This window comes from Micromonospora sp. WMMD710 (assembly GCF_029626045.1).
Taxonomy (GTDB): Bacteria; Actinomycetota; Actinomycetes; order Mycobacteriales; family Micromonosporaceae; genus Micromonospora.
The window spans coordinates 4,670,394-4,682,575 of sequence record NZ_JARUBD010000001.1; the positions used below are offsets into that span (position 1 = coordinate 4,670,394).

Annotated in this window: 12 protein-coding genes; 7 read left to right on the forward strand and 5 right to left on the reverse strand. The window is 64.3% G+C overall.

The window, feature by feature from the left end; all coding sequences use genetic code 11:
• Positions 1–42 precede the first annotated feature (42 nt).
• Together O7620_RS21545 and O7620_RS21550 are read right to left on the reverse strand one after the other, a co-directional pair.
• On the reverse strand, positions 43–876 hold the full coding sequence (locus O7620_RS21545; RefSeq protein WP_278124741.1) for an HNH endonuclease signature motif containing protein: 834 nt from the start codon (positions 874–876) through the stop codon (positions 43–45).
• A complete protein-coding gene (locus O7620_RS21550; RefSeq protein WP_278124742.1) occupies positions 876–2,438 on the reverse strand; it encodes an AAA family ATPase in 1,563 nt (520 codons plus the stop codon). Before O7620_RS21550 ends, O7620_RS21545 begins: the two co-directional genes overlap by 1 nt.
• Before the next feature lie 474 nt (positions 2,439–2,912).
• Here O7620_RS21550 and O7620_RS21555 point away from each other — a divergent pair, with 474 nt between their 5' ends.
• The 4 genes from O7620_RS21555 (at position 2,913) to O7620_RS21570 (ending at position 6,894) form a co-directional block, all read left to right on the forward strand.
• Positions 2,913–3,230 carry a helix-turn-helix domain-containing protein gene (locus tag O7620_RS21555; RefSeq protein ID WP_278124743.1) on the forward strand — a complete coding sequence of 106 codons (318 nt, stop codon included), beginning with the start codon at positions 2,913–2,915 and terminating at the stop codon, positions 3,228–3,230.
• A gap of 28 nt (positions 3,231–3,258) precedes the next feature.
• Positions 3,259–4,893, forward strand: a complete 1,635-nt coding sequence (locus tag O7620_RS21560) for a site-specific integrase (protein ID WP_278124744.1) — start codon at positions 3,259–3,261, stop codon at positions 4,891–4,893.
• 189 nt (positions 4,894–5,082) lie between these two features.
• Positions 5,083–5,874, forward strand: a complete 792-nt coding sequence (locus O7620_RS21565; protein ID WP_278124745.1) for a hypothetical protein — start codon at positions 5,083–5,085, stop codon at positions 5,872–5,874.
• 561 nt (positions 5,875–6,435) lie between these two features.
• A complete protein-coding gene (locus O7620_RS21570; protein ID WP_278124746.1) occupies positions 6,436–6,894 on the forward strand; it encodes a hypothetical protein in 459 nt (152 codons plus the stop codon).
• Positions 6,895–7,100: 206 nt separating this feature from the next.
• On the opposite strand, the gene O7620_RS21575 is transcribed toward O7620_RS21570, so the two are convergent.
• The 3 genes from O7620_RS21575 to O7620_RS21585 are packed head-to-tail and all read right to left on the reverse strand — an operon-like array spanning position 7,101 to position 8,338.
• Entirely contained in the window at positions 7,101–7,496 is a 396-nt protein-coding gene (locus O7620_RS21575) for a hypothetical protein (RefSeq protein WP_278124747.1), read from the reverse strand.
• Positions 7,497–7,509: 13 nt separating this feature from the next.
• On the reverse strand, positions 7,510–7,803 hold the full coding sequence (locus O7620_RS21580) for a hypothetical protein (RefSeq protein ID WP_278124748.1): 294 nt from the start codon (positions 7,801–7,803) through the stop codon (positions 7,510–7,512).
• Positions 7,796–8,338 (reverse strand): Panacea domain-containing protein, encoded by a 543-nt coding sequence (locus O7620_RS21585; RefSeq protein ID WP_278124749.1) that lies wholly within the window; start codon positions 8,336–8,338, stop codon positions 7,796–7,798. Before O7620_RS21585 ends, O7620_RS21580 begins: the two co-directional genes overlap by 8 nt.
• Positions 8,339–8,594: 256 nt before the next feature.
• Between O7620_RS21585 and O7620_RS21590 the strand changes: the two genes are divergently transcribed.
• The 3 genes from O7620_RS21590 to O7620_RS21600 all read left to right on the forward strand — a co-directional run bounded on the left by O7620_RS21590 (position 8,595) and on the right by O7620_RS21600 (position 12,006).
• The gene (locus O7620_RS21590; protein ID WP_278124750.1) at positions 8,595–9,515 is read left to right on the forward strand and encodes a hypothetical protein; all 921 of its coding nucleotides are present in this window, start codon (positions 8,595–8,597) and stop codon (positions 9,513–9,515) included.
• A 678-nt stretch (positions 9,516–10,193) separates the two neighbouring features.
• Positions 10,194–10,391, forward strand: a complete 198-nt coding sequence (locus tag O7620_RS21595) for a hypothetical protein (RefSeq protein WP_278127101.1) — start codon at positions 10,194–10,196, stop codon at positions 10,389–10,391.
• Positions 10,392–10,623: 232 nt separating this feature from the next.
• The gene (locus O7620_RS21600) at positions 10,624–12,006 is read left to right on the forward strand and encodes a hypothetical protein (RefSeq protein ID WP_278124751.1); all 1,383 of its coding nucleotides are present in this window, start codon (positions 10,624–10,626) and stop codon (positions 12,004–12,006) included.
• The last annotated feature ends 176 nt before the right edge of the window (positions 12,007–12,182 follow it).

A 12,182-nucleotide genomic window follows, 5' to 3' on the forward strand; every position in this document is an offset into this window, starting at 1 on the left:
ATGAGAGTAAGTCGGCGAATTGGCTTATCACCACTAGAGTTGCTAGCCATTAGCTAGATACGCTTGATCAGCCGCCAATGCCTCGTACATGGCGTGCTGCCAGCAGTTCAACGAGTGCTCGGCCCAGCTTTCCGCACGGCTACGCAACTCTTCGGCGACGGCGTCCGGACCGGCCGCCTGGCGAAGTTTGGAGATCTGTGAGTGGATGCCGGCGAGTTCCTGAGCTGCCTGGAGGCCGTACAAGATCTCAAGCTTGAATTGCTTGAAGTGGTGGCGGATGCGGGCCTGCATTGTCGGGCCGAACGTCGCGACTGGGTCGGCATAGAAGCGCACAGTGGTGTCTTCCCCAGGTACTACCTGCGCGGCGAGCCACCGCGCTTGGTTAGCGTCGTCGAAATACGGATGCAGTGTTTGGGTTTCGCTGCTGCTCGGCGCGAGGTCGTTTTTCCGATGATTGCAGTCCGCGCAGGCTGGGACGAGATTGTCGGGCACGACCGCGAGCAGTGGGTAGGACGACTTCGGCAGCTGATGGTCGAGGGTCGAGACACGGCCATGTCCGCATAGCGGGCAGCGGCCATGCACCGCCGCAGCCAGCAAGCGATCGTAGTAGTACCGGCCGGGCTTGTTCTCGACCATCCCTGCCGTGTAAGCCTTTTTTAGTGCGGCCTGAACGTCCTTGCTTGTTGGTCGATCCGAAAAATATGTGAGAGTGTGCAGCATTGCGTTAGGACCGACAGAGGCAAAAACATAAGCGGCGAAAACGACGTCGATGTCCAGTAGGACTAAACTTTCGCGGGTCTTTTCATCGCGCAAAGAAGCGTAGCAAGCTACGTAGACTTCCCGGGCGTCGAACGACGGACGCGGAACGGTCCACATCACACCTCACCGCCCCTGTCTCTAATCGCGATCAGGGTCCGTGCGATGACCTTCGCCTCGGCGCCGAGTTGCCGGTGAAAGTGGTCGAGGACGCCCTCGAAAGTCAGATTTGCACGCACCGCCGAGCGGATCAACCGATGATATCCCGAGTCTTTCACCTCAAGTGCGAATACCTCGTGCGTTAGCGTGCCAACGTTTTCGCCGAATGTCTCCAGAGTCGGCCGTTCCGGAGTGATGAACATGCCGTCACGGCGGATTGTCCAGACGCATGACTTGGGAACCTCTTGGAGCACGACCGGTGAGTGTGTGGCGATCACGGCGACCCCGTTGCGATCAACCACTAGGTCGGACAAAGCTCGCATCAACGCCGCTAGCAGCGGCGGGTGAAGGTGCGACTCCGGTTCGTCCACCACCACCAGCGTGCGTTCGCTGACCTTCTCGACCAGGCTAGTAATAATCAGTAGGACGATCGCGTGGCCGGAGCTGAGGCTGCCAAAGAGCTGAGTGGCCATCTCGCGGCGTGCATCCGCGCTGGCATCACGGAACCGAGGCACCCACGTATCGTCTTCGAGGAATCCAGAGCCCGAGTACCGCAGAGTAGTGACGGCCCTCGTCCACCGCTCAGCGGCCCGTCCGGTCAGGCAAGCCTCCAGACTCTCAGCGAAACGCGATGCCAGTTCGTCGCGTCCGAGTGGTCTCGCCGCTGTCTCGGCTCGACTGCCAGGCGGAGAACTGGGAGGCAGTTCATCCACTGGTTCGTGGGCACCGACGTGCAAGTACGGAATGGCTTGGTACACCTCGGGGATGGCGACAAAGTCGTCGAACACGCTGAAGGAGACGGCGACAACTCCGAGGAATCCGTGAGGGCTTGATTGGTCGCGGTAGACGACCGAACCCACGTCGGCATCGCTCGCGCGTCGGTCGCAGACGGATCTGACCAGATTGCGGAGAAGATGTGATTTGCCTACATTGTTGCGACCGATGAGCACGTGAATGTTGGTCGGTGGCTGCCGATTGAGGACGATGTCGAACTCGAGTGGCCGCGCCCACACGAAGGCGTCCCACGCTCCGGCGGCCGGTCGATACTCGAACTGATACGGAGTGGTTCGGGCACCGCCGTGCGCAATGCCCCGAAGCTGCCCCTCGACCACTTCTATGGTGATATGGCGTAGCAGCGAGACCCTAGTGACTTCCTCGGATCGCGCTCGTTCCATCAAAGCCGAGTTATATGCCAGGTCCCGCAGCGCCGTCAACATCTCGACGCGGACTTCGAGGCTCTCCAGCCGCTCGTAGTACGTGTCGTCCTGGCCGAGTGAAAAGAAGCCCTCGTCGAGAACGTCAAACTCGGCCGGTAACAGTCCCGGCATCTGCTCGTCGACGCTAAGACCAAACCTCCCGATCTTGACGTTGCCGATCTCGTGACGCTGACCGGCCGCGTCGAAGACGATTAGCTGGAACTGAGTAACGAAGTGATAGTCATTCCACCAATCAATGACCAGGAACGCCTCACCCGGCCTACCCGCCTGGAATCTGGATTCGTGACCGATCAGAGTGAATCGCATCCGGTGTCCTTAGCCGCAGTACGACGAGTAAGAGGTTTTGAGCGGCACACCGTACCGTCTTGTCGGGCTCCGCCAAAAGCGGACCTTGTATAACACACGAACTCGCCTTTCGCCAGATATCACCCCCACGGGCCTCTGGCGTACTGACATCGGCTAGATCCGTTGCCCAGCAACGACCGTCGCCCCGGGCGCTCCACAACCTCGGCTACCGCCGCCCGGCCAGAGCAGTCGGGTCCGCTGCCAGCAGGAGAAGCAGAGGCCACTCCCTGAGCGGCCACGAAACCTCCAGCAAGTCGGTGTCGTCGCTGCTGGCCGAAGCCTCGGCATCAGTGCCGAGCGTGCTCCGCCGTCGGCAGTCGCCGCCCTGACCCATTTCCGATGCCGATCGCTTCGACCAATCGGGCACGACGGCGCCCCAGCCTCACACGATCCCCCCCCCCCCCCCCCCCCCCCCCCCCCAATGAGGAGACAATCATGCGACCCCACGAACACAAAGACTCAGCATCACCAGAGCAATTTCCAAACTCCACACCGGCCCACTCGCAGATCGTGTGGACCGCCGAGAGTATCCGCGCCTTGGGTGCCAGCACCGATTTGGCTACCGCTGCGTCGGTGCTCGGCATGTCCCGCTCCACGGCCTACAAGCTGATCCGGCGTGACGCGTTCCCCGTGCCGCACTTCCGCGTCGGCGCCCACTACCGGATCCCCACCACGCCGCTACTGGCCGCCCTGCACCTGCTCGACACCCCCGCCCCCGCAGAGGCCAGCGCCGCAACGGACACCTTCCCATGACCACCTGACGCGCGGCCCCTGTAGCCAATTGCGGCTACAGGGCCCGCAATCTTCCACGTCAATCCTGATTCCGCAGCCCCTGTCGGCCGGGCCCGTCCATTGGACGGGCCCGGCCGACTTGATTGTGCCCGCATGTCACGCGTCGATGTGGATCACCGAAACCGATGCACCCCCATCCGAACAAGGAGCACCACCAGCCATGCCTGCAGGAAACGTCTTCAAACGCTGCGGCTGCCGCCATCCCGACACCGGCAAGCCCTACGGAAACGACTGCCCGAAACTACGCCGACCCAACCGCGCCTGGAGCTCCGAGCACGGAAGCTGGGCCTACCAACTCGAACTCCCACCCAGCACCGACGGCCGCCGACGGCTCCTGCGACGCGCCGGCCTACCCACCAGACGAGCCGCCGCCGACGAACTCGACCTGGTGCGCGAACTCCTCGCCCTCGCACCCAAGACAGACACGCGCCGCCGCACCGAAATCGCCGACCTCATCCAGAGCGCCGTACGCGCCAAACGACCCCTGCCCGACGTCGACCGGATCCGTCAACGACTACGCGGCGACGGGGTCCTCGCCGACATGCCCACCGTCGCCGACTACCTCACCACCTGGCTGGCCCACATCAACGTCGACGCGAACACCCTGCGCGGCTACGAGTCCATCGTGCGCGTGCACCTCACCCCACACCTCGCCGACATCCCACTCGACAAGCTGCGCACCAGCCACATCCGCGCCATGTTCGCCGCCATCGAACGCCGCAACGCCGACATCATCGCCGCGAAAGCCAGCCCCGACCCCGCCGTCCGCAAAACCGTCGCCGGGGTACGGCCCACCGGCCCCAACACCCGCCAACGCATCCGCGCCTGCCTGCGCAAAGCCATCAACGACGCCCTCGCCGACGAACTCATCGTCGGCACCAACCCCGCCGCCCTGGTCAAAGTCCCCGGCGAAGCAGCCCGGCCCGTCATGTGGGAAAACGAACGCGTCCAGCAATGGAAGGAAACCGGCAAGGTCCCCGGTCCGGTGATGGTCTGGAGCGACGACCACGTCGTGGAATTCCTCGACTACGCCGCCATCCACGCACCCGACCTGTTCCCGATGTGGCACTACATGGCCTACCGCGGACCCCGCCGCGGTGAAGCCTGCGGACTACGCGACAGCGAAGTCCGACTGCACCGCCACGAAACCACCATCAACAACCAGATCGCCACCCACGGCTACACCCCCGTTCAGAAAGCCCCTAAAAGCCAAGCCGGCAACCGCGACGTCGCCCTCGACACCGACACCGTCACGATCCTCACCACCTACAAAGCGCTCCGCGCTCAGTGGCGACTCGCCGCCGGCGACGCCTGGCCCACCACCGGGCTGTTCTTCGTCCGCCCCGACGGCCACCCCTGGCATCCCAACGCCGTCACCCAACGATTCCGCCGACTCATCCGCAAGGCCGGACTACCACCAATCCGGCTGCACGACCTACGGCACAGCGCCGCGACCCTTGCCCTCGACGCTGGCGTCGACATCAAAGTCGTCTCCGAACAACTCGGCCACTCCACCACCACCCTCACCCGCGACACCTACCAAAGCGTCAGCAAACAACTCCACCGCGAAGCCGCCGACGCCGTCGCCAACAAGATCAAGAAAACACGTCCCAAGGTGGCGTGAGGGCCCGAGAGCCTCGATCGACGTCTGGACTGTCGCAGCTCCGGCTCGGCGCCTCGGTTGAGTCGGTTTTGCAAATTAGGCAGGACAGAAGGGCAGCGGGAGGGGACCGGGGGATCCTCCCCGGCGACCAGGGCCGCTGGCGTGGTCGGCAAGAAAATACGTGTCTCAACGATCCGCTAGGCTGTATTGATGCCGTACGCCACGGGGTCCCTTGCGCACTCCACCCCCATACGGCGGCTCCAACACAGGGATGCCTTCATCAACGCGGGCCTGGCCCAGCCCGAGGTGGCCCGACGGGTGGGCAACAGACTCGCCAGATATTGGGACAAGCTCACCGGCTCGGCGGCCGACGCCAGCGTTGATGCCCTCGTCTCTTCACTGCCACCCACTGAACGGTTGCTTCAACTCGCAGGCCGGACGAACCGCCGTCCCGCCCCGGATAATGCAAACCGCTTCGATGTGTCGCTCGGCGTCACCGACACGCTGGTCATCCCTGCACTCCGAGACTTGGATCAACACCGGCCGCTGCCCGAGGCCGATCGGACTTTCTCGAACCTCTTCTATTCGCTTCCGGTGAGCCGGTCGCAATCTGAGCAGACTCTGACCAGTTCGACAGCAATAGAGCACCTCCAGCGGACTTTCACGAGGCGCCGCATCTCGACACCCAGCCCTACGGCCTCGGATGTCGGTGCCGGCAAGTCGATGTTCTGGGTCACCGTCGCTCAAGTGATCATCGTTGACGATGGCGCTGAAGGCGGTCAGGTCTGGCGACATGCTGCTGTCCGGCGATTGCTGGCCCGTCACGTAAGGATTCATCTCCGACGTATCTTTGCTCCTCCTCGAACGCCTCCGAGACCAACATATGTCTATCGGACTGCGCCTGAGATCGATCACTCGCTTGAGAGTCATCGCAGCCGCGCCCCCGGTCGCGTGCGGAAGACCTTGCCAGCCCTTGTCTTCCGGGAGTTAGCGGCCATGTAGATCCGCGCTCCCTCGTCCTGTGGGAGCACACGTGCCAACCTGGCTTGCGGATCTGCTCGGTCAACTACCCCCGGCCGCCCTGGTCATCTTGGGGATTTCCTACTTATCGCATCGAACGATCCGACACTTCATCGACTCTCCTCGCTCCATCGCGACACTCTTTGGCGTACTTGGCGGCCAGGAGCGCCGTAAGGACGCGATCGAGATTCTGGGCAAGCTTTGCGCCGGAGGCGAGGACCAGGCAACGCCGCACAGCCACCCCAGGGGCCCTGACGGTCAGGCCATCCCCGACTGCGCAGGAGGCGTGACGCCACTGATATCGAACGGTGGTCCCCAGAGGCTCAGAGTGCTCGCGCCACAGCTCATCGCGAACCGAGAAGGTGAGCCCGACCATCCGGACGAGATCGACAGCCCGAGTGGCGACCCACTCTCTGAGGCGCACCACGCCGAGACAGGACAGCAGCCGTGCCACCTCAACCAAGCCAGGCGATTCAACCTTCCCCGTGGCGACACCACTGCGTAGGGTCATCAACCTAGGCGACCCGACGGCGAGGAGTAGGTGTGGAAGTTGCAGTGACACGGACGTGGATTTGTGATAGTTGCGGCGACGGCATCACCGATCCGGGCATGGCGTTGGTGGTGTGGCGGAGCGGCCCGGAGTACCGGGACTTTTTGATTGTTCACAAGTCCGTTGGCGGAAGAGATTGTGATCCGGAGGCCGGAGCTGGATACACCGGCAATCTGGAACTGAAGTTCTTTCTTGGCCTGGAAGGGCTAACCCGCCTGCTGGGCTGGTTGAGCGCAGGCCCGATTCGGAACGTGCCCGATTCGAATCGCGTCAGCGACATGGACGGTTTTGTCGATCTAGTCCGGCGAGTGCAGATCCCTTGGTACGAGCAAGCCCGATCTAGGTTCCGCGACGAACAGACACACCACTGGCTGGGTGACGCGAATGAGTACTACCCATACCAGCCAGATGTGCTGCAGCGGATAGCCCAAGAGCGGCTCGGCCATAGGTAGGCCGCCATCACGCCGGACACGCGGGCACTGACTTGTCCGTCAGTGAAAAATTCTCCTGGTCGGGGTGGAAGTTGGCTCGTCTTGCAACCCGCCGCAGAAACTGGACCGGGACGGCGACGGCATCGGCTGCGAGTAGCGGCAGGTCGCGACGAAGCCCCGACCTCGCCGGATGTCGGGGCTTCCTTCGGTCCGGCGCCCCGTCGGTACTACCGGGCGCCGGGGAGGATCGACGCGAACAGCTCGGATCCGTCAGCGAACACCACCCGCATGCCGCCCGGCTTCGTGCTGCCACCCCACTCGGCGTACGTCTGCGCCGACTTCAGACGTGGCAGACCAGCCTCCGTAACCGTGCGGGTGATCGCGTCCGCCCAGCCGGTCGGATCGGATGGCGACGCCTGAACGGCGGGGACGACACCAGCGTGCTCTGGGTCGAGCGGCGCCGCCTTTTGATCGCCGCCCACCAGTTGCAGATGCAGCCGACCGGCCAACGTCAGGCCGACTGGTTTCGGCCCGGAGCCCGTCGACCAGCGGTCAACCTGCCCCGCCCACGGCTGCGCTGCCAGCACGTCGGCAAGCCAACCCTCAAACTCGCGCACGATCATCGTCTCGGTCCGTTCAGGTTGGCAGCGACAGCGGAGCGATGCTGTTGCACGTCACCGTCCGCTCACGTTCGCGAACGAAATAGGAACACACCACAACGGCCTCATCCCGCAACGACAGCGGCACATGCCCCCACCACAGGTTGTCGAAGCCCTGTTCGCGACGCACCCCTTGGAATGGGTCTTCGAAGCGGGACAGCACCCACGCCGTCACCTGATTGATCAAGTCCTGGTCGGGCTGGAACTGAGCGATCCACAGTTCGAGGTGCTGGTCAAACCCGCGCAGCACCCACAGAGACGCGTCAGACACCCGCCGTCATCCTCGCCCGCAGGGCATCGATGCTGTCGACGTCTCCAGGCTGGTGGGCGGCAGAGGTCTCGTACAGCCAGTCGCGGACCTGCGCCGTGTCGAAGGTAGGACCGTCGGTGGCTGCCCCCGCCGTCTGGAAATAGCCCTTGATCCACTCGTGGCGGATAGCAACGCTGCCGCCTGGGGACCGGCTGGTGTTGGCGAGCTGCCACGGCGTCTCGCTGTGCGTCAGGTGTTCCAGGTCGTTGCCGGTGAGGTTGCCGTACCGGGAGATCACATACCCGATGGTGTTCAGTTCGGCCTCGCCCAGCTCCGAGTCGAAGGCGGGGATGTCGCCGTCCTTCTCCTGCCGCCACAGGGTGCCCACGACGGGGCCCATGTCCCACGCGGAGATCGTCTCGTCAAAAAGGGCGCGGTTGAAGGTCGCCAGGTGGTGCCCTTGGCAGTAGTAGAGCAGCTTGTGCAGCTTTTTCGCGCCCAGGCCGGGGAGGCGTCGGCGGAGTTCCGCGGCGATGGTGTGGGCTGTGGCGGCCATGGCCCCAGTCTACGAGCAGGGCGGACATTCGTGGCAGGGCGAAACGGTCGCGGTTGGGTCTGCCGAGTTCGACCATCAGGTTGAACCGAGAGCCCGGGGAGGATGGCCGGGAACCGCGCCGCGGCTGACATCGTCTCAGAGGTGCACGAATTGCGTGGATCAAGCACCAAGGAGCGATATGCGAGTAATCGTCAAAGCCTTTGTCGTGATAGTGGCCTTGGTCGGACTGGCCGCGTGTGGTGAGGGTGCGCCCACGATGGCCGAGGCACCGAACGACGGGCGGGAGGCGCAGCCATCCGTTGCCGTGACCGGCACACCGGTTGTCCGATCCGGGTGGACCTCCTGCGCGGTCGATGCCCCACTCGGGGACGACGGGCGTCCGCCCCATATCCGCACCCTGCCGCGCCTGGGCACCGACTTCGCGGTCGCGTCCGCGGTCCACTGCCAACTAGAGCCGAAGCGACGCGCGGACGGCGGTGAGGACCTGGTCCTTACGGAGGGCCGAGCCACCGATGTGACGGCGCTTCTTGCCGCGCTACGCCTGCCCGATGACAAGACCATCATCGAGGCCTGCACCCTGGAAATGCCGTGGGAACCGAACCTGTTGCTCTTCGACGCGCAAGGCCGATGGATCCGGCCAGGGCTGCCGATGGACACCTGCGGCAAGCCGCTCGCCGAGATACCGGAGGCGGTGCGCGGACTGCGGCTGACCACCATGTCGGAGACGGTCATACGCGAAATCCTGTCAGCCGGGGCGGCTGCGTCCGGGTGCGGCCAGGAATGGTCGGACGTGGTGGCCGCCGAAAGCAGGAATCCGTCGTCCCTGCCGAGGCCGGGCAAGGTGGCGATCCCGTCGGCCGCACAGCTGCGTCTGTGCGTATACCGGGTGCCGGCGGAGCAGCAGGCGACACCCCAACCCGCCGGGACCTTCGAACACGGGTTACTCCTGCCTCAGCAGCGTCGCGCAGCCATCGAACGCACGTTGGCGGTGCTCCCCCCGGCCAGGACGTGCTCAGGCGCGGCGGACCGGTTCGCCGTGCTGCAAAGCCCCGCCATCACGGGCGGTGAGATTTACGTTGAACTCGACCATTGCCGGCGGGTCCTGTCCACACCCATGTACGGCCCACCGATCCTGACTCAGGCCGACAACACGCTCATCGCACTGCTGAAGCAGTAGCCGCCAAGCCGGGCCAGCTTCGACGCCCTCAGGACGGAAGCCTTGCCGGGGCCGTCGCTGCCGGCGCCGGAACTGGCAGGTCAATCGCGACTGTGCGGTGAGCCGGACCCTGGCTGGGCAGCGGAACGGTAGTCAGTGTCGAGCGAGACGAGGTCGGAGTCAGCGGAAGTTGCCGATTGAGTGCCACGGGCAGTTGGCACGGACGTCGTCGCGCACAGCCGACACGTCTGCTCGCTCGGCCGCCTCCGCCACCTTCCGGCACTGCTGACGGATGTCGCCCCCGTCCATCTGCACAATCAGCGGCCACGTAGGCACTTCACGCAGCAATGCCGCAGCCGCCGCAGACCGAGGTTCATCTACTGCCGCTTGCGCGGCCAGCCAATCCGCCTTCCACGCGCAGGCCGTGCAGCGGCGTTTCGACCAGCAGACACCAGATGTCCGGACGCCTGCCTCACTCGGATCACCAGCGGGATAGCGATGGCGAGCGACCGCGTTGGGAGCACCACGGGCGCAGGGGGCTTTGGACGCTCGCGGGCTGGCTCCCGTCCGTCCCTGGCGATCCGCCCGATGCCACCGCCGACATCTTGGCTCGCCTGTCCGTGCAAACGCCGGTCGACCGGTCCCGCCTCCGCGCATTGGGTGATGACCCTGAGCTGGGGATATGGTCGGCTAATGGAGATCGAGGTCCTCCTTCGCGGTGGGCCCGGGGATGGCCAGGCAGCGGTCGCGACCGGACGGAGCGCGGTCTGGCAGTCGTGCCTGTATGAGGCAACCTCGGATCGAACGACCCGAGGCGGCGTGGACCGGCAGGTGTATCAGCACCGCTCGGACTGCTGCGAGCAGTTCGGTCGGGGCGCCGAGGACCGTTGCGAGTAGGCGTGTCTGCCCTTGCAGAACAGCAGACGAACTTCGCCTGCGCCGTAGGTGACTACACCCCGACCGCATCCCCATCGGGGAACGGCCGACTCAACTTCCGTCCTCCCACCCGCCGGATCTGCCCCGACCATCCGAACGCGCTGCGCCGGTCGAACTGGCATCCACCGGGCGGCAAGCCGTGGCGCTTCGAGTAGCTGTCCTTGCCCTACCCGTCTGCCAGAATCACCCGGTGGTGGGTGACATCGATTTCGCGGCACTACGCGAGCTTCTGCAACCCGTTACCGGAAGCCTCGCCGACCGCAACACGCGTCCGACTCTCGGTGACGCCTGTGAACGCCTTGGCCTTCCGACGCCGCCGGATGTGGGTACTAAGTCCCAGCGGGTCTCCGCGAGCTTCGCCGCCCTGCCCGACACCGACCTGCCGATGGTCGCGAGGCGTGCGCTGGCCAGCGTGGCAATGGAGGCGCGATTTCGCAACGCCATCCAGGACTTGCTGTGGGCCGGCGAAAGCCCGCTGGAGCTGCCGACACGAACTCGACGGGAAATTGCGCGTGACCTTGACCCCGAGGTTCTCGTCCACAACCCCCGCCGGTTCATGACCCTGCTCGACCGTTTGTGGGTCCTGGACGATGAATCGATTGCTTCGGTCTTCAATCCTGAGACCGGCCTGCGAAACCGCATCGAGCAGCACATGATACGTAATCCCGGCGACTGGACCATCGAGCAACTATTCGAGAATCTCGGCGTGTTCGAAGCGTCCGACAGAAGGTTCGCACTGTTTCTCGAAGGCCTGACATCCCCCGAGGTCGTCCCGGACGAACTCACTCAACGAGGCATCGTCGCTGCGGTCAACGGCCATCTGCGTACGGTCGGAGTTGAGTTGCGGGAAACTGCCACTGCTGGTGGCTACCCGGTGTTCAGTGTGGTCTCGACCAGATCACACGGCAGTCGCCGCCCAAAGAACCTGATATTCGCCTCGCAGACCAAACCCGATATTCGTTTCCGCGATGCCATCGACAACGACATTGAGATCGTCGGCAATGCGGATGAGGTCCTTGTCTACGACCGCCCCATCGGAGCGGATGGCCTCCTTTGGCGCGATCTTCAGGCGTGGTGGAAAGATGCACACGGGTTCCAGAGTGACGACAAAGCGAAGCGGACGCTTTACGCTCGGCTACACCGAAGTTTGCCCAAGAATTCACCTCCACAGACCATGCTATATAGCCTCTACCACGAAATATTCGGCGCCTCAGTGCGCGGTCTCCCGGCGCTACTGCCGGAGGTTTGGTTGCACTGGGACCCCAAGACCGTCAAGACCCGCGGCAAGGAGGCGCTGCTGAGATTCCGCATGGATTTCCTACTCCTCCTGCCAAGGGGCCAGCGCATCGTTCTGGCGGTAGACGGATCCCAGCACTATTCCACCGACGGCCGACCGGACCCGGCCGTGTACGCGGCCAACATGCGGGCCGATCGAGAACTCAAGCTCAGCGGGTACGAAGTGTTTCGCTTCGGTGCCGCAGACCTACAGGACCGGCAACAGGCGCGCGGCCCGGTCCGTCAGTTCTTCAAGGATCTGTTCCGTGTGTTCGATGTGACCGAGGCCCAGACAGACTGAGCCGTACGAAGGCATGTTCGCCTCGATTGCCCCAAACCTCCTGTGTCGGCCATCGGCGAAGCCGACGATTGGGGAGTGTGGGTGAGGATCATGGTGCCGTGCGTCGGTGGCCCGGTCAACGGCCGGTCCCTTCACGTACCGCTCGACGACGACGGCCTGCCCCCAGCGCAGATAGA